Origin of the sequence: Streptomyces sp. NBC_01390, assembly GCF_045040105.1 — a bacterium.
Lineage (GTDB): Bacteria > Actinomycetota > Actinomycetes > Streptomycetales > Streptomycetaceae > Streptomyces.
Window position 1 is genome coordinate 435,054 of the sequence record NZ_CP109551.1, and the last position, 17,459, is coordinate 452,512.

Sequence of the window (17,459 nt, forward strand, 5' to 3'; positions counted from 1 at the left end):
TGGACCCCATGCATGCAAAGGACATCCTCATCGACGGGTACACCCGCATCCGGGAAGAGGTCCACGCCGCCGTCGAGGGCCTGGGCCCCGACGAGCTCAACCACCGCCCCGGCCCCGACGCCAACTCCGTCGCCTGGCTCGTGTGGCATCTCACCCGGGTCCAGGACGACCATGTGGCCGACGCCTTCGGGCTCGACCAGGTGTGGCTGACCCAGGACTGGGAGAAACGCTTCGGCCTCGGCCTGAAGCCCCATGACATCGGGTACGGTCACACCTCCGCGCAGGTCGCCGAGGTGCGGGTCGACTCCCCCGGACTGCTGACCGGCTACCACGACGCCGTGCACGCCCAGAGCCTGGAAGCCCTGCGCGCCCTGACCGCCGGGGACCTGGAGCGCGTCGTCGACGAGCGCTGGGACCCGCCGGTCACTCTCGGCGTACGGCTGGTCAGTGTCCTGGCCGACGATCTTCAGCACGTCGGCCAGGCCTCCTATCTGCGGGGACTGCTTCAGAGCGCCGAGGCGTAACCCGGCAGGACGACGTCCTGGATGAGGGCGGTGCGCTCGTCGAACGGGATGAACGCGCTCTTGACGGCGTTCACGGTGACCGTGCGCAGGTCCTCGACCGTCCAGCCGGCCTCCTCGACCAGCAGGGACATCTCGCGGGTCATCGTGGTGCCCGACACCAGACGGTTGTCGGTGTTGAGGGTGACCCGGAAACCGAGGTCCTTCAGAGCCGTGATCGGGTGCTCGGCGATCGAAGTGGCCGCGCCCGTCTGGAGGTTGGAGGTCGGGCACATCTCCAGGGCGATCCGGCGGTCGCGCACCCAGCCCGCGAGGTGGCCGAGCTTGCCCGCCGCGAGGTCGGGGATGTCGTCGGTGATGCGGACGCCGTGGCCGATGCGCTGGGCGCCGCAGACCTGGAGGGCCTGGTGGATGCTGGGCAGACCGTGGGCCTCCCCGGCGTGGATGGTGAACGGCACGCTCTGGCTGCGCAGGTGTTCGAAGGCGGCGAGGTGGTCGGCGGGCGGGAAGCCGTCCTCGGCGCCCGCGATGTCGAAGCCGACGACGCCTGCGTCCCGGAAGGCGACAGCCAGGTCGGCGGCCTCACGGACACGGTCGAACATGCGCATCCCGCACAGCAGCGTCCCGACCCGGACCGGGGTGCCCTCGGCGGCGGCCTTCGCCATACCGGCGGCGAGGCCCTCCTGAACGGTCTCGACGACCTCGGCCATGGTCAGGCCGCCGGTGGTGTTCAGCTCCGGGGCGTAGCGCACCTCGCTGTACACGACACCGTCGGCCGCCAGGTCGAGGACGTACTCCTCGGCGGTGCGCAGCAGGCCCTCGCGGGTCTGCATCACGGCGAGGGTGTGCTCGAAGGTGGCTATGTAGCGCACCAGGTCACCGGAGCTGGCGGCCTCGTAGTACCAGGCGGCGAGCTCGTCCGGGTCGGTCGTGGGCAGGGTGTGGCCGATCTCCGCGGCGAGCTCGACCAGGGTGGCGGGGCGCAGGCCGCCGTCGAGGTGGTCGTGCAGCACGGCCTTGGGGAGACGGCGAAGGGTGGCGGTGTCGACGGGGGACGCGGTCATGTGCGGTGGTTCCTCGGCAGGTGGTGGTGCGGTGGGTGGGTGGCGTCGGTGGGACAGGTCGGTCGGTGGGGCGGGTCAGTCGGTGGCGGGCTGGAGGAGGTCCCAGCGGTTGCCGTAGAGGTCCTGGAAGACGGCCACCGAGCCGTACGGCTCATGGCGCGGCTCCTCCAGGAAGATCACGCCGGCGGCGCTCATCCGGGCGTGGTCGCGGGCGAAGTCGTCGGTGTGCAGGAAGAAGCCGACCCGTCCGCCGGTCTGGTCGCCGATCCGGGACCGCTGGTCCTCGTCCTTGGCGCGGGCGAGCACCAGGCCGGTGCCTGTCCCCGCGGCGCCCGGCTCGACGACGACCCAGCGTGAGCCGTCGGGGCGCGGGCTGTCCTCGACGAGCCGGAAGCCGAGCGCGTCGGTGTAGAAGCGGATCGCCTCGTCGTAGTCGTCGACGACGAGGGTGACCAGGGCGACACGTCTCATGGGCTCTCCTCGGCCTCTCGGCCTCTCGGCCTCTCGGCCTCTCGGCGGGGTGGTTGCGGTGGGCTGTTCAGCCGACGCCGGTCGACGTGCGGTTGACGGGTGAGGTTATACGTAACACCCCGGGTGTGTCATCTCCGTGCCCTCGGGTGTGAACTCCTTCGCCCCCACGGTCCCGGGAACGATCGCCGGGGTGAGATCGTCGAGCAGGTGTGAACCGTGAGCAAGCCGTCGCAAGGGCCGGCTCCCCAGTGCTGGGGAGCGTGGCCGCTTTCGTGCTGCTGGCGTTGCTCGCCGTCACGGTCACGATGCGGGGCGGCGGCACCCTCGTCGGCGACCGGGAGTTGCTGGACTGGTCGCTCGCCCACCGCCCGGACCTGGCGGTCACTCTCGCCCGGCTGTTGACCCACACCGGTACGGGCTTCGTTCCGTACGCCCTGGTCGCCCTCGCCGGTTACCTGCTCGGCCGGACCCCACGGCAGCGGATCCAGGCAGCCGCCGCCTGTCTCGCCTGTCTGGTCGCCGCCCAGGCGGTGCGGTTCTCGTTGATGGCGCTGCTGACCCGTCCCCGGCCCGCGACGGCGCACTGGGCGACGGACGCCGGCCACTGGTCGTTCCCCTCGGGCCACACGACCACGTCGGCCGTCACCGCCGGACTGCTCGTCCTGGCGGTGTGGGCACGGGCCCCGCGCGGCCGGCGCGTGATCGTCGCCGCGATCGGCTGCTGGGGCCTGCTGATCGGATTGACCAGGGTCTATCTGGGCGTCCACTGGTTCTCGGACGTCGTCGGCGGCTGGCTGTTCGCCATGGGGTGGCTGGGCCTGACGGCGTACGCGGTGACGCGCTTCGCACCGGACACGTGGGCGGAGCTGCTCCTGCGCGGCGAGGGACCGGGGCGGGCGGGATCATGGTCGCCCGGCACAGCGGGGCCGGGATCAGAGTCCGAACTCATACGTGGCAAGGTGGGGAGCGCGCCGGAGTCCGATTGCTGCGCACCCCCACCTAGCGCTGCCCTTCCATGAGTTTAGTTCCATGTCCGAGCTGCCGAAGCCGACCGGATCGCCCTCCCATCAGAACGTGACGTTTCCCAGCGCTGACGCCACCGCGCACGGCTATCTGGCCCTGCCTCCGTCCGGCAGCGGGCCCGGCGTCATCGTCATCCAGGAGTGGTGGGGTCTGACCGACCACATCGCGGACGTCGCCGACCGGCTCGCGCAGGAGGGCTTCGTCGCCCTCGCCCCCGACCTCTACGGCGGCAATGTGGCGCACGAGGACGAGGAGGCGCTGCGCATGATGCTGGCCCTTCCGGTGCCGAAGGGCGTCGAGCTTCTCTCCGGCGCGGTCGACTACCTGCTGGCGCGTCCCGAGGTCACCTCGCAGACGGTCGGCTCGGTCGGTTTCTGCATGGGCGGCGGCTTCGTGCTCTACCAGGCGGCCGCCGACCCGCGCGTGAGCGCCGCCGTGCCGTTCTACGGTGTGATCCAGGGCGAGCTGCCCGACTTCTCCGGGCTGAAGGCCGAGGTGCTGGGCCACTACGGCGAACTCGACGCGAGCATCCCGGTGGAGAGCCTGGACCCGCTGCGCGAGGCCATCGAGAAGCAGTCCGGCATCACCCCGGACCTGCGGGTCTACCCGGCCAACCACGCCTTCTTCAACGACTCCCGCCCGGTGTACGACGCCGAGTCGGCGACCTCTGCGTGGGAGAGCACGGTGCCGTTCCTCAAGGAGCGGGTGCGCTGACCGCCGGTGAGTCGAACACGGGTGAGTGACTGACGCGACGGCGGGCGGGCCCGGGGTGACTCCCCGGGCCCGCCCTGACCGTTACGGCCGCGTACGCGGGCTCGATCCCGTACGCCGGTTCGATCCCGTACGTCGGTGCTGTGCCGTACGCCGGTGCCGTCCCGCAGGTCAGCCGCTCGCGCCCGCGAGCCATGCCGTGGCGTTGAGGGCGAGTGGGGCGTTGGTGGCGCCGGTGTCGTTCCAGCCGTCGTAGAGGGTGTTGCCGGACTGGCCGGTGCCGTCGTCGATCGGGGAGCTGTCGCCCCAGAACGCGATCCGGCCGCTGCCGAAGGTGCTGGTCAGGAAGAAGGCGCCGGTGTTGCCCGAGTAGCCGGAGCGGTAGAGCAGGCCCTTCACGGCGGAGTTGTCGGCGGGCTTGAGGGTGGCCGTCGTACCGCTGGCGATGAGGCTCTTGGTGACCGTGCCGAAGGTGCCGTGCAGCACCGGGTTCGTGGCGGCGCTGGTCGCGGCCGGATACCCGGAACTGATGCTCAGGGAGTCGATGGAGAAGCCGAACGGGTCGGTCGAGTCGACGCTGTTGTTGGTCATCAGGTCGTTGAGGATCTCGACGGCGTCCTCACCGTCGTTGTTCCGGTCGGCGCCCGTGTGGTCGGAGATCATGAAGAGACCGCCGCCGTTCTGGACGAACTTCATGATGGCGGTCTTCTCGGCCGTGGTGAACAGCGTGTTGGGTTCGGGGAGCACGAGCGTGTCGAACTTCGACAGGTCGGTCGCCGTGGAGCCGCCGTAGGCGAGGGCGGAGCCCGAGGGCAGCGTCTTGAGGCTGTAGTCGCCGGTCTGCTGGAGGGCGACGCCCCAGGAGGAGAGCGCGCCGGTCCAGTCGCTCTCGTCGGAGGGGGCGGAGTCCTCGGAGAGCGGGTCGGGCTGGCTCTTGGAGATGATCCAGTCGGCGTTGCCGGCCGTCTCGGCGTGGGCGTTGTCGAACAGGATGCGGTGGGGGGTGGCAGCGGTCGCGGCTGTCGCGGTGGCGGTGGCCTGGACGGCGACGCCGGTGGCGATCAGGCCGAGCACGGCCAGGGCCGAGGTGATTCTGTGCCGGGACCCGGTGATGGCGTACATCTGGCGTTCCTCCATGGGTGGGGGGAGAGCTGGGGGAAAGCGGTGCGGGTGACGAATCTTCGCGCGTAGACCGGGCATTGACGAACCCCGGTGCACACAAGGCAGGACCGTACCGACAGGATCGACGCCGCGGGGAGGCCCGGCCGGGGTTTCACGTAAAGCTCTTACACGCATCCAACCACCGGCCGGGCAGGGGGTTTGGGGCGGTTACGGTCGGTGTGACGCGCCCAGTCGGGCCAACTCGTCCTCCGTCAGCCGCAGTCCGGCCGCCGCCACGTTGTCCACGACGTGATCGGGATTGCCCGTGCCCGGGATGGCGAGCACATGTGCCCCCTGGTGGAGACTCCAGGCGAGCCGGATCTGGGCAGGACTCGCGCCGTGTTCGCGGGCGACGGTGAGCACCGTGTCGTCATGGGTGTCGGTGGCGCCCCGGGCTCCGCCGCTGCCCGCGACGGCGAAGAAGGGTACGAAGGCGATGCCCGACTCCCCGCACAGCCGCAGGAGTTCGTCGCCCTCGGGGTCGGGGCGGTCCAGCGCGTACCGGTTCTGCACGCACACCACCGGGGCGATCGCCCGCGCCTCGGCGAGGTGTTTCGGCTCGATGCCGGAGATGCCGAGGTGGCGTATCAGGCCCGCCTCGCGCAAGTCGGCGAGCGCGCCGAAGTGCTCGGCGATCGAATCCTGGTCCATCCGGCGCAGGTTGACCACGTCGAGGTGGTCGCGGCCGAGCTGGCGGAGGTTCTCCTCGACGTGTCCGCGCAGTTGGTCGGGGCGGGCCGAGGTGGCCCACTCCCCCGAGTAGTCGCGGTAGGGGCCGACCTTGGCGACGATGACGAGGTCGTCCGCGTAGGGCGCCAGGGCGCTGTTGATCAGTTCGTTGGCGGAGCGCAGCGCGGAGAAGTAGAAGGCGGCGGTGTCGATGTGGTTGACGCCGAGTTCGACGGCCTTCCGCAGCACGGCCAGCGACCGTTCGCGGTCGCTGGGCGTGCCGAGGTGGAAGGCCGCGCTGCCGGTGAGCCGCATGGCTCCGAGTCCGAGCCGGTTGACGGTGAGATCGCCGAGTTTCCAGGTGCCCGCGGCGTCCGCGGTGATCGTTTCCGAGGTCATCGGCGGAGTCTCGCATGTGCAGCGGGCACCGGATCGGTGTCGGTGCCGGCCGCCTGGGGTTGTCTTGGCGACCTTTTGGCGTCCTTTACGGGTAGACGTAGGTGTTCAGGGTGGCGACCGCGGAGGCCGAGTTGCCGAGGTCGTAGCGGTCGACGGCAAGGAAGTTGGGCTTCTTGCGGGCGGCGGGCTGGCAGAACCGCTGGGCCCGGTCGGCGAGTTTGGTGTTGTCGGTCGCCGCCGTGTTGGCGATCGCCACGTCCCGGAAGTGGTTCATGACGAAGAGGGGCTTGAACGCGCCCTCGGTGCGGGTGAGCGGGGTGTTGGAGTCGGCGCCGTACCAGCGGCTGTAGCAGGACCAGTCGGAGGTGCCGAGGCCGCCGCCCATGGACCAGTAGTTCTCCACGGTCCACTCGCGTTGGTACATCACGCCGAAGGTGTCCCGGGTGAGCCCGGCGGTCTGGTCGGCGGGGCGGCTGTGATCGGTGAAGATGAGCAGCCGGTCGTTGGCAGCGATCAGGTCGGCGACCTTCGGCCAGCCGTTCTGCCGCACACCGGTCTGGTCGGGCCGGTAGAGGACGTCAGACAGACCGCTGACGCGGGCGAGTTCACCGCGCAGGACGCCCGGATCGACGTAGTCCTCCAGGAAGACGGTGACCATTTGGGTGGGGTTCTGCTTGAGGAAGTCGACCATGCGCTGGAGGTCGACCCAGAGGGCGACGGGGCTGCTGACGAGGGTGCAGCTGTTGTGGCAGAGGATCGCGCCGTCGGGGGTCTGGTGGATGTCCAGCATGAACCCGCGTACGCCGTCGGTGAGTTGCTGGTTGATGCCGCGGGACTGGTTGGGGACGAAGTTAACGAAGGGCGGGGCGAAGCCGCCGTCGACGCCGTTGGCGTAGGCGTTGTGGGCGGTGAGGAACGTGACCTGGTCCAGGGTCCGTTGGTCGGCGGACGGCATCGGGGCGACGGTGGGGGCGACCGGGGTGAGGTACCAGGCGGCCAGGCCGCCGGAGCCGCCGATGGCCAGCTGGTCGGGGTAGTTGGCGTCGGACGGCTTGGCGGCGACCGTCAGATAGCGGGTGGTCCCCGGCGCCTTGAGGGTGTACTGGTCGGTGCCGGACGGGGTGATCTCCCAGGCCGCGTCGGCGCTGGTGCAGGCGACGGTTCTGGCCTGGTCGCCGGAGCGGCCGAGACAGCTGCCCGCGGTGTCGGTGCTCTCCAGGAGGTAGGAGGTTTCGCTCGCGCGCAGCGTCCACTGCTGGTGGTCCTCGTTGCCCTTGGGTCTGTGTTGTTCGACGGCTCCGGCGTCGTCGGCGGCGTTGAGTCCGGTGGTGGCGCTCTGGACGTAGTAGGCGCCGGCGGCCGGGACGGCGGCGGCCAGGGCGGGCGGTGCGGGTGCGGCAACTGCCGCCGCCAGTGCGGCTGTTGCGGTGAGCAGTGCGGTGCGGGGGGTCGGCATGTACGGGCCCTTCGTGAACTCGGGGGATCGACGACGCGATCGGCAGGGGCATGACATCACGAACCTCTGCGCGAAGTCAGCACACCCGCACCTGAACCCTGGGCAACCATCAGTACCCATCTGTCACTTCGGTCTGACCTTTGATATGTTTCGACGCCACCGAGAGTGCGGGAGGCGTTCGAACCGTGGACTTCGAGCTGACCGAGGATCAGGAAACGATCCGCGAATCCGTCGCCGGACTCCTGCGCGACTTCGACGACCGGTACTGGATGGAGAAGGACCGGGACCACGAGTTCCCCGCCGAGTTCTACGACGCCGTCGCGCGCGGCGGCTGGCTGGGGCTCACCATCCCGGAGGAGTACGGCGGTCACGGTCTCGGCATCACCGAGGCCACGCTGCTCCTGGAAGAGGTGGCGCGCTCCGGCGGCGGGATGAACGCGGCCAGCGCGATTCACCTGTCGATCTTCGGAATGCATCCTGTCGTGGTGCACGGCTCCGAGGAGCTCAAGCGCCGGACCCTCCCCCGTGTCGCCACCGGCGACCTCCATGTCTGTTTCGGCGTGACCGAGCCGGGGGCGGGTCTGGACACGACGAGCATCACGACGTACGCGCGCCGGGACGGTGGCCACTACGTGGTGAACGGCCGCAAGGTGTGGATCTCCAAGGCGATGGAGTCGGAGAAGATCCTGCTGCTGACCCGCACGGCCAAGGTCGGCGAGGTCGCGAAGAAGACCGACGGGATGACCCTCTTCCTCACCGATCTCGACCGCGCCCGCGTCGACATCCGCCCCATCGCGAAGATGGGCCGCAACGCGGTCACCTCGAACGAACTGTTCATCGACGATCTGCGGGTGCCGGTCGAGGACCGGGTCGGCGAGGAGGGCCAGGGGTTCCGGTATCTCCTCGACGGGCTCAATCCGGAGCGGATGCTGATCGCCGCCGAGGCGCTGGGCATCGGCCGGGTCGCGCTCGACAAGGCCGTGCGGTACGGCAGGGAACGGGTGGTGTTCGACCGGCCCATCGGTATGAACCAGGGGGTGCAGTTCCCGCTCGCGGACTCGCTGGCCCGGCTGGACGCGGCCGAGCTGGTGCTGCGGAAGGCGACCTGGCTGTACGACCGGGGCCGTCCGTGCGGACGCGAGGCCAACACCGCCAAGTACCTGTGTGCGGACGCCGGGTTCACGGCGGCCGACCGGGCGCTGCAGACGCACGGCGGTATGGGTTACTCCGAGGAGTACCACGTGGCCCGCTACTTCCGTGAGGCGCGGCTGATGCGGATCGCGCCGATCAGCCAGGAAATGATCCTCAACTATCTCGGCTCCCATGTGCTGGGTCTGCCCAGGAGCTACTGACGGTCACTTACCGAACATCAACCACCGTTCGCCAGCAGTTTGACGAGGAGAGGTCCGACATGCGCGACCACAACGGGCTGTTCGATCTCACCGGCCGGTCGGCGCTGGTCACCGGCGCGGCGGGCGGTATCGGCGCCGCCGTCGCCCGGGCGCTCGCCCGCGCCGGTGCCGCCGTGCTCGTGACGGATGTGGACGGGGAGGCGGCCGCCGCCGTCGCCGGGAAGATCTCCGCCGCCGGCCTGACGGCGGAGAGTGCCGCCCTCGACGTACGGGACCGGGCTTCCGCCGAGGCGGCGACAGCCCGGGCGGCGGGGCTGGCGGGCGGGACACTGCACATCGTCGTCAACAACGCGGGAGTCACCGCGCCCGCCATGTTCGACAAGCTTGCGGAGGACGACTTCCGGCGGATTCTCGACATCCATCTGATGGGGACCTTCCACTGCTCCCAGGCGGCGCTGCCCCACCTCCCGGAGGACGGCAGGGGGCGGATCATCAATGTCACCTCGTCGGCCGGTCTCGTCGGGACGCTCGGACAGGTGAACTACTCCGCCGCGAAGGCGGGCATCATCGGCCTCACGAAGTCGCTGGCGCGTGAACTGGCGCGCCGGCAGATCCTGGTGAACGCGCTGGCTCCGCTGGCCGCGACGCCGATGACGGAGACGATCCGCACCGACGAGAGGTTTGCCGCCCCGATGCTCGCGCGTATCCCGCTGGGCCGCTGGGCGACGCCCGAGGAGATCGCCGGGAGTTTCGTCTTCCTCGCCTCCGACGCCGCGTCCTTCATCACCGGGCAGGTGCTGCCGGTGGACGGGGGCCTGGTCATGTGACGGGCGGGCCGACATGTCATGTGACAGGCGGCACGGGTCCGTATTGAATGGTCCGGCCGTAGTGCCGCCACCGACGAGAGGCCCGAACCCGTGCAGAGCGCCGGACATTCCGCCAGTGACCCGCGCTTCGACGTGGTGAGGGTGCCCAAGGCGTCCGACGTGCTGGCGGCCGAGGTGCGTGAGCGGATCCTCTCCGGCGAGTTCACCGAGGGGATGGCGCTGCCGCCGGAACGTCAGCTGGTCGAGCAGACGGGGCTGAGCCGCGCGACGGTGCGCGAGGCGCTGCGCATCCTCGAAGTCGAACGGCTGGTGCGGATCAGGCCGGGCCGCGGCGGGGGTGCCTTCGTGCACCGGCCGGGCCACGAGTCGGTGGCGAGCACGGTACGGCTGGTCATCCGGGGCCAGCAGATCCGGCTTGAGGCGCTGCACGAGACACGCGAGGCGATCGAGCCGACGTGCGCCGCCCTGGCCGCGAAGCGGGGTACGGCTGCCGACCTCGCCGAACTTGACTCCGCACAAGCCGAGTTGGTGGCTGCCGGCGACGACGTCCCGCGTTTTCTGCGGGCGAACGTCCGCTGGCACACCGCCGTGGCGAAGGCCGGCGACAACGAGCTGCTGATCGGTTTCATGACCGCGCTCTCCCAGTCGATCTACGCCGCCACGGACATCGACCAGTTCATGGACGCGGAGATCCGCGAGGTCACCGCCCGAGCCCACGCCCGGATCACCGAGGCGATCCGGGCGCAGGACGGGCCCGCGGCGATGCGGCGGATGGCCCGGCATGTGTGCGGGTTCGCCCGCGCGGCGGCCGAGGTGGACCAGCGGCAGCGGGTGGAACTGCCCGCGCCGCCGACGGACGACTGACCTCGTTTCCGCCGAGGACGGGGCGCCCCCGCCCCCTCCCGGGTCGAGCCCGCCCGTGCGAGAATGACATTTCCACTCAGTGCGAACATGACTCTTCACTTTCGGTCTGACCTTTACTAGCATCCGACCGACCGGCGCTATCAGTGGCAAGGGAGAGGGTGCGCATGGGCGAGAGCGACTCCGTCCTGACCGTGACCGCCGACGGCGATGTCCGTGTCGTCACCCTGAACAGGCCCGACCGGCTCAACGGAGTCTCCGAGGAACTGCACCGGCGACTCGCCGAGGTGTGGCGGGAGTTGGCGGACGATCCCCAGGCGCGGGCCGTCGTTCTCACCGGCGCCGGGCGGGCGTTCAGCGCGGGCGGGGACTTCGACCATCTGCGGCGCCATCACACCGATCCCGAGCTGCGGGAGCGGTCGATCCGCCTCGACCGGGCGATCCAGACCGAGATGATCCGCTTCCCGCTGCCCGTCGTGGCTGCGGTCAACGGCCCGGCGGTGGGGCTCGGTTGCAGCCTGGCGCTGGCCTGCGATCTGGTGCTGATGGCCGACGACGCCTACCTCGCGGATCCGCACATCTCGGTGGGCCTGGTGGCCGGCGACGGCGGTGTGACCCTGTGGCCGTTGCTCACGAGTCTGCTCCGGGTGAAGGAGTACCTCTTCACCGGGGACCGTGTTCCCGCCGAAACGGCGGTCGAACTCGGCCTGGCCAACAGGGTCGTTGCGGCCACCGATCTCCGCAAGGAGGCGCTGGCGCTGGCCCACCGGCTGGCGGCGCAGCCCCCGGAGGCGCTGCGCGCCACCAAGGCGGCGCTGGCCGTGGTGGTGGAGCAGGCGACCCGGGGCGGCATGGAGGCGGCGCTGATGGCGGAGCGGGCCTCGATGACCAGCCCTGACCACATCCGGATCGTCGACGAACTGGCGTCGCGGGCGCGACGCCGGTCCAGGGGCGGGGAGGGATAGCCCGTGGAGACCGAGGAGTTCGTGCTTCTTCGCGACCTGCTGCGTTCGTTCGCCACCCGGTTCCGCGTGGGCTCCGCCGACGACGTCGGGCCCGCTGCCGCTGCCACCGCGCAGAAGGCGCTGGGCGAGCTGGGGCTCACCGAACTGCGTCGGTCCACTCCCCCGGCCGCCACCGCCCAGGAGTGCGCGCTGCTCGCCGAGGAACACGGCAGCCTGCCGCTGCCCACGTCTCTCCTCGGTACGGTTCTGCTCGCCCCGGAACTGCTTCGCCTGCTGGGAGCACCGGCGGCGCCCGGCTGGACCCCGACGATCGCCCTCGCCCGCGACCTCCGCTTTCCCGGCCCGGGCTCCTCCCCGCTCGTCGCCTGGGACAGCGAGGGCGCGGACGACGCGCTGTGCGTGTTCCCCGACGGGACGGTGACCGCGGCCGGGCTGGGGTCCGCGGCGCCGAGTGTGGACCTGCTGCGCGCCATCCGTACGGTGACGGCCCCGGGGCGCGTGGTCGGCCGGCTCGAACCGGCCGCACACCAGCACTGGCAGGCGTACGCGCTGATTGTCGTCGCCTCCGAACTCGTGGGCGCGGCACGGTCGTTCGTCGAGCAGAGCGTGCGGTACGCGCGGGAGCGGGTCCAGTACGGCCGTCGCATCGGGTCGTTCCAGGCGGTGCGGCATCTGCTCGCCGACGCGACCGTGCTCGTGGAGGCCTGCGCGAGCGCGACCCGGTACGCCGCCTGGTGTCTGGACCACGAGCCTCCGCAGCGGGCGCTGGCCGCCGCACGGGTCGCGAAGGCCGAGGTGAACAGTTCGGCGCTGGAGGCGGTGTACGCCGGGATGCAGGTGTTCGGCGGGATCGCGCAGACGTGGGAGCACATCGGGCACCTGTATCTGCGCAAGGTCCGGGTGGGCGCCACGGTACTGGCCACGACGGCCGAGTTGCTGACGGAGCTGGCCGAACCGGAGGCGGCGCGATGACCGACGCCCCGCTGGACTTCGGTGACCCGGAGGATCTGAACCGGCTCCGCAAGGAGTTTCGGGCCTGGCTGGTCGAACATCCGCTGCCCGAACGGCACTTGGACGAGCCGGTCCCGGCCTTCCTGCATCGCTGGCACCGGCTGCTGTACTCCGGTGGCTGGGTCGGACTCGATGTACCTGAACTGTACGGCGGCCGCGGTCTGACGGCTCTTCACCAGGTGGTGATCAGCGATGAGTTGGGTGCCTGCCGGGCCCCGGGCGTACCCCGGATCGGCTATCTCGCCCACGCCCTGCTGGAGTTCGCCTCCGAACAGCAGCGGCTGCGCATGCTCCCGAGGATGCTGGCGGGCGACGACGTGTGGTGCCAGGGCTTCAGCGAGCCGGGCGCGGGCTCGGACCTCGCCGGGATGACCACGTTCGCGGAGCGCAGGGGTGACCACTACGTGGTCCGGGGACAGAAGCTCTGGACCAGTTACGCCCAGTACTCCGGCTTGTGTCTGCTGCTGGCCCGCACGGACCGCGAGGGCCCGCCGCACCGCGCGATCACGGCGTTCGCACTGCCCCTGGACCGCGCCGGCGTGACCGTGAGGCCGCTGCGGGCCGCCAACGGGGACGACGAGTTCTGTGAGCTGTTCCTCGACGACGTCCGCGTGGAGGAGTCCGAGCGGGTCGGCGCCGAGGGCGACGGCTGGCCGCTTGCGATGACGACGGTGTCGTACGAGCGCAACGCCCTGGACACCGGCCATCTGTCGAAGTACGGCCTCCTCGTCGAACGCCTCCGCTCCACCGCGCGAGAACGGGCCGGCACGCTCCCGGACGGCCTGCGCTCCGAGATCGGGCAGGCCTACGTGGACTACGAGGTTCTGGTGGCGCATGCCCGGCGCCGTACCGCCGAGCGCCTGAGCGGGCAGGGTGCGGGCCCCGAGTCGTCGATCGACAAGCTCCTGATGACGAGGGCCGAACAGCGCCTGTACGAGACGGCGCTCCAGGTGTTTCCGGAGCAACTGGCCGAGGACGGCGGGGAGATCTTCGGCGAGTACCTCTATTCACGGGCCGCGTCGGTGTACGGCGGTACCTCCCAGATCCAGCGAAACATCATCGCGAAACGGGTCCTGCATCTGCCGTCGTCCGGCCAGTCCTGAGCCCTGGAGCCTTCTCGATGCGACACGACGAAGAATTCCTGACCATTCCCCACGCCATCGGGACGGCCGCCGAGCGTTTCGGGGACGACATCGCACTGGTCGACGGAGACCGCCGATGGAGTTTCCGTCAACTGGCGCAGCGGATGGTCGAGGCGGTGCGGGCCGCTGTCGCCCTGGGTGTCGAGGAAGGTGATCGGGTCGGGCTCTGCGCGCCGAATTCCGCGGAATGGATCTTCGCCGCACTCGGAATCCAGGGCGCGGGGGGTGTGGTCGTCCCGCTCAACACACGTTTCAAGGCGGGCGAGATCTCCTACGTTCTGCGCAGGTCGGGGGCGAAGGCGGTATTCGCCGCCCATTTCCTCGGCAGCGACTTCATCGCCGACCTGCTGAAGCACGACCCCGATCTTCCGGCGCTGCGCAGAACGGTGTCGATTCTCGGGCCGAAGGGCGCCGCGGATCTGTCCTGGACGGAATTCCTGCGGGCCGGAGAGACTGTCCCGGCCACCAGGGCCGAGGAGACGATGGGGCGGCTCACCCCGGACGACATCTCCGACGTGATGTTCACGTCCGGCACGACGGGCCGCCCCAAGGGCGTCGTCCTCACCCACGGCCAGTCGCTGCGGGCCTACGGCTGGATGGCCGAGGAGTACACGTTCCGGCGCGGCGACAGCTTTCTCGTCATCCCGCCGTTCTTCCACTGCTTCGGCTACAAGGCGGGCTGGCTGGCCTCCTTCCTGCACGGGGTGACCGTCGTACCGATGCCGGTGTTCCAGCCCGGAAAGGCACTGGAGATCATCGAGAGGGAACGGGTGAGTATTCTGCTCGGGCCGCCCACGATCTTCCACGATCTCATCAACCATCCCGACCGCTCCGGATACGATCTTTCGTCGCTCCGGGTTTCCATGACGGGCGGCACCACCATTCCTCAGGCCCTGATCCGCGCGATGAAGTCGGAGTTGTCCTTCGACATCGTGATGAGCGCGTACGGGCTGACCGAGGCGTCGGCACTGGTGACGACCACGCGTATCGGGGACAGCGAGGAGACCGTGACACGCACGACCGGTCGGGTCATTCCGGACGTCGAGGTGAGAATCGTCGACGAGGAGAGCCGGGAACTCGCCGCGGAACAGGACGGGGAAATTCTCGTCCGGGGATACAACGTCACCCGGGGTTACTGGGAGGACCCCGAGGCGACCACCGCCACGATCGACGCACAGGGCTGGCTGCACACCGGGGACATAGGACGGCTCGACGCGGCCGGGAATCTCTCGATCGTCGACCGGAAGAAGGAGATGTACATCGTCGGCGGATTCAACGCCTACCCGGCGGAGATCGAGAAACTGTTGCTGACCCACGAGCCCATCGGGCAGGTCGCCGTGATCGGGGTGCCGGACGAGCGGCTCGGTGAGGTCGGCTGTGCCTTCGTCGTCCCGAAACAGGGACACGAGGTCAGCGAGAAGGACGTCGTCGAGTGGTCGCGCGAGCACATGGCCAACTTCAAGGTGCCGCGCCATGTCCGCCTCGTCGACCAACTGCCGCGCAACGCCGGCCAGAAGGTCCTCAAGGACGAGTTGCGCGCCCGCTTCGAAGCGAAGGCCTGACCGCCATGGCTGACATGACCGGCATGGCTGACATGGCTGACGAAGCCGTCCCTGCCGGGGCCATCGGGCCGCTCGCCGGCATCACGGTGGTGGCGCTGGAGCAGGCGGTTTCCGCCCCCATGTGCACCCGCACCCTCGGCGACTTCGGCGCCCGGGTGATCAAGGTGGAGAACCCGGCGGGCGGCGACTTCGCCCGGCACTACGACGACGTGGTGAACGGCCTCGCGGCACACTTCGTGTGGATCAACCGGGGCAAGGAGTCGGTGGCCCTGGATCTCAAGTCGCCTTCCGGAATGGCGGTGTTGCATCGGCTGCTCGCCCGCGCCGACGTCCTCGTCTCCAACCTCACCCCCGGCACCACGGCCAAACTGGGCATCGCCCCCGCCGACCTGGGCGTACGGCATCCGGAGCTGATCGCGGTCGAGATCGACGGGTACGGTCCGGGCGGCCCCCTCTCGCACAAGCGCGCCTACGATCTGCTCGTCCAGGCCGAGGCCGGGGCGTGTGCGGTGACGGGTCTGCCGGGGGCGCCGGCCAAACCCGGGCCCCCTGTGGCCGATGTGTGCGCCGGGCTGTACGCGGCCCTGTCCATCATGGCGTTGCTGTACGAGCGGGGTCGCGGGCGGCGCGGCGGTCCGGCGTCGGTCGCGGTGAGCCTGTTCGACACCATGACGGAGTTGATGGGCTATCCGCTGACGTACACCCAGCACTCGGGCATCGATCAGCAGCCCTGGGGTATGGGCTCGCCGGCGGTGGCACCGTACGGCGCGTATGTCACGGGTGACGGTCAGACGGTCGTCCTCGGGACGACGAACGACCGTGAATGGCAGCGTCTCGCAAGGGAGTTGCTGCGCCGGCCCGATCTGGCGGACGACGAACGGTTCGCCACGACTCCCGGCCGGGTCGCCCACCGTGCCGTTCTGGACGCCGAGATCAGCGCCTGGTGCGCCCGGCACGACCTCGCGTACGTCCAGAGCAGCGCGGACGCCGCCGGCATCGGCAACTCGCGGTTCAACAGGCCGAGCGAGGTGATCGCGCATCCGCATCTGAAGGCGCGGGACCGGTGGCGGGAGGTCGAGACGCCGTACGGGCCGATCTCCGCACTGCTTCCGCCGCCGGTGATCTCGGGCTACGAGCAGCCGATGGGTGCGATCCCGGCCCTCGGTGAGCACACGGCGGCCGTGCTCGCCGAGCTGGGCATCGACGGCCGTGGAGAGGCGACTGGCGGGGGCGAGGCACGGTGAGTGGTGGCGAGGGGCCCGTCCTGCTGTGCCACGACCGGGACGGCGTACGGACCCTCACGCTGAACCGGCCGCGCCGCAAGAACGCCATCGACGCGGAGTTGTGGGCCGCCTTGCGCGACGCGCTGACGGACGCCGGGCGCGATCGTGCCGTACGGGCGCTGGTGGTCACGGGGGCCGGGGGCGCGTTCTGCTCAGGCGCCGACATCTCGGGCGGACTCAGCAGCGTCCACCCCCTGTACCGGATGCGGACCTTGAGCGAAGTCGCCCTGCAACTGCACGAGTTGCCGGTGCCGACCATCGCCAGGGTGACCGGTGTCGCGGTCGGCGCGGGATGGAACCTCGCGCTGGGCTGCGATCTGGTCGTGGCCACGCCGGAGGCACGGTTCTCGCAGATCTTCGCGCGCCGCGGGCTGTCCTTGGACCTGGGAGGTTCCTGGCTGTTGCCGAAGCTGGTCGGGCTGCAGCAGGCCAAGCGGCTCGCACTGCTCGCCGAGACGATCGGGGCCGAGGAGGCGAAGTCGCTGGGGCTGGTGACCTGGGTGGTGGCGGCCGACGAGGTGGACTCCTTCGTCGACGCCCTCGGGGCGCGGCTGGTGGCGGGTGCGCCCGTCGCGCTCGCGCAGACGAAGGCGTTGCTGAACGAGGGTGCCGACCGTACTCTGCGGGACGCCCTGGCGGGCGAGTCGCGTGCCCAGGGGGTCAACTTCGCCACGTCGGACGTGTCGGAGGCGTTCTTGGCGTTCATGGAGAAGCGCGAACCGTCCTTCGACGGGCGGTGGGCGGTGCCGGGGAGCGGCCCGCGGACGAACAGCGGGACTACCAATTCGGTGGCGCCGGATGCGCCTTCGTTCAGGAGGCCGTAGTGCGTGAAGCGGTGATCGCGACGGCGGCCTCGCTAGCAGCCACCCGGCACACCCACCACATGCGGGACCGCGGCCTGCGCTACGGCCCGCAGACCAGGTGCGAGGGCGGCGGCACAGCCGACGCCACCCTCGTCGAAGTCGAACCAGCCTCCTGACG

The 17,459-nt window shown here is 70.2% G+C and carries 17 protein-coding genes and 1 pseudogene; 13 read left to right on the forward strand and 5 right to left on the reverse strand.

Annotation, left to right across the window (positions count from 1 at the left end; translation table 11 throughout):
- Positions 1-8: 8 nt before the first annotated feature.
- On the forward strand, positions 9-524 hold the full coding sequence (locus OG241_RS01735) for a DUF664 domain-containing protein (protein WP_405813154.1): 516 nt from the start codon (positions 9-11) through the stop codon (positions 522-524).
- On the opposite strand, the gene OG241_RS01740 is transcribed toward OG241_RS01735, so the two are convergent.
- Positions 506-1,585: an adenosine deaminase gene (locus tag OG241_RS01740; RefSeq protein ID WP_405813156.1), complete on the reverse strand. Its 1,080-nt coding sequence runs from the start codon at positions 1,583-1,585 to the stop codon at positions 506-508. The genes OG241_RS01735 and OG241_RS01740 overlap by 19 nt on opposite strands.
- Positions 1,586-1,660: 75 nt before the next feature.
- A complete protein-coding gene (locus OG241_RS01745; protein WP_405813158.1) occupies positions 1,661-2,056 on the reverse strand; it encodes a VOC family protein in 396 nt (131 codons plus the stop codon).
- Positions 2,057-2,316: 260 nt separating this feature from the next.
- On the opposite strand from OG241_RS01745, the gene OG241_RS01750 reads away from it, so the two are divergent.
- Both OG241_RS01750 and OG241_RS01755 read left to right on the forward strand, forming a co-directional pair.
- Positions 2,317-3,075 (forward strand): phosphatase PAP2 family protein, encoded by a 759-nt coding sequence (locus OG241_RS01750; protein WP_405813160.1) that lies wholly within the window; start codon positions 2,317-2,319, stop codon positions 3,073-3,075.
- 10 nt (positions 3,076-3,085) lie between these two features.
- The gene (locus tag OG241_RS01755) at positions 3,086-3,793 is read left to right on the forward strand and encodes a dienelactone hydrolase family protein (protein ID WP_405813162.1); all 708 of its coding nucleotides are present in this window, start codon (positions 3,086-3,088) and stop codon (positions 3,791-3,793) included.
- Positions 3,794-3,964: 171 nt separating this feature from the next.
- Here OG241_RS01755 and OG241_RS01760 read toward each other — a convergent pair.
- The 3 genes and pseudogenes from OG241_RS01760 to OG241_RS01770 all read right to left on the reverse strand — a co-directional run.
- Positions 3,965-4,912: pseudogene (locus OG241_RS01760) on the reverse strand (hydrolase); the annotation flags it as partial.
- Positions 4,913-5,119: 207 nt separating this feature from the next.
- Positions 5,120-6,019 (reverse strand): aldo/keto reductase, encoded by a 900-nt coding sequence (locus OG241_RS01765; protein WP_405813164.1) that lies wholly within the window; start codon positions 6,017-6,019, stop codon positions 5,120-5,122.
- Between the two features lie 85 nt (positions 6,020-6,104).
- Positions 6,105-7,475: an RICIN domain-containing protein gene (locus OG241_RS01770; RefSeq protein ID WP_405813165.1), complete on the reverse strand. Its 1,371-nt coding sequence runs from the start codon at positions 7,473-7,475 to the stop codon at positions 6,105-6,107.
- Positions 7,476-7,660: 185 nt separating this feature from the next.
- Between OG241_RS01770 and OG241_RS01775 the strand changes: the two genes are divergently transcribed.
- From OG241_RS01775 to OG241_RS01820, 10 genes are all read left to right on the forward strand, one after another.
- Positions 7,661-8,827 (forward strand): acyl-CoA dehydrogenase family protein, encoded by a 1,167-nt coding sequence (locus OG241_RS01775; RefSeq protein WP_405813167.1) that lies wholly within the window; start codon positions 7,661-7,663, stop codon positions 8,825-8,827.
- Positions 8,828-8,886: 59 nt separating this feature from the next.
- Complete coding sequence (locus OG241_RS01780) at positions 8,887-9,654, forward strand: SDR family NAD(P)-dependent oxidoreductase (RefSeq protein WP_405813168.1); 768 nt, start codon at positions 8,887-8,889, stop codon at positions 9,652-9,654.
- 90 nt (positions 9,655-9,744) lie between these two features.
- Complete coding sequence (locus OG241_RS01785) at positions 9,745-10,518, forward strand: FadR/GntR family transcriptional regulator (protein WP_405813170.1); 774 nt, start codon at positions 9,745-9,747, stop codon at positions 10,516-10,518.
- A 164-nt stretch (positions 10,519-10,682) separates the two neighbouring features.
- Positions 10,683-11,480, forward strand: a complete 798-nt coding sequence (locus tag OG241_RS01790; protein ID WP_405813171.1) for an enoyl-CoA hydratase/isomerase family protein — start codon at positions 10,683-10,685, stop codon at positions 11,478-11,480.
- Between the two features lie 3 nt (positions 11,481-11,483).
- Positions 11,484-12,452 (forward strand): acyl-CoA dehydrogenase family protein, encoded by a 969-nt coding sequence (locus OG241_RS01795; protein WP_405813173.1) that lies wholly within the window; start codon positions 11,484-11,486, stop codon positions 12,450-12,452.
- Positions 12,449-13,594, forward strand: a complete 1,146-nt coding sequence (locus tag OG241_RS01800) for an acyl-CoA dehydrogenase family protein (protein ID WP_405813174.1) — start codon at positions 12,449-12,451, stop codon at positions 13,592-13,594. Before OG241_RS01795 ends, OG241_RS01800 begins: the two co-directional genes overlap by 4 nt.
- Before the next feature lie 17 nt (positions 13,595-13,611).
- A complete protein-coding gene (locus OG241_RS01805) occupies positions 13,612-15,195 on the forward strand; it encodes a FadD3 family acyl-CoA ligase (protein ID WP_405813175.1) in 1,584 nt (527 codons plus the stop codon).
- 23 nt (positions 15,196-15,218) lie between these two features.
- Positions 15,219-16,439 (forward strand): CaiB/BaiF CoA transferase family protein, encoded by a 1,221-nt coding sequence (locus OG241_RS01810; RefSeq protein ID WP_405813177.1) that lies wholly within the window; start codon positions 15,219-15,221, stop codon positions 16,437-16,439.
- Positions 16,436-17,302: an enoyl-CoA hydratase/isomerase family protein gene (locus OG241_RS01815; protein WP_405813179.1), complete on the forward strand. Its 867-nt coding sequence runs from the start codon at positions 16,436-16,438 to the stop codon at positions 17,300-17,302. Before OG241_RS01810 ends, OG241_RS01815 begins: the two co-directional genes overlap by 4 nt.
- The gene (locus tag OG241_RS01820) at positions 17,302-17,457 is read left to right on the forward strand and encodes a hypothetical protein (protein WP_405813181.1); all 156 of its coding nucleotides are present in this window, start codon (positions 17,302-17,304) and stop codon (positions 17,455-17,457) included. Before OG241_RS01815 ends, OG241_RS01820 begins: the two co-directional genes overlap by 1 nt.
- Positions 17,458-17,459 lie beyond the last annotated feature (2 nt).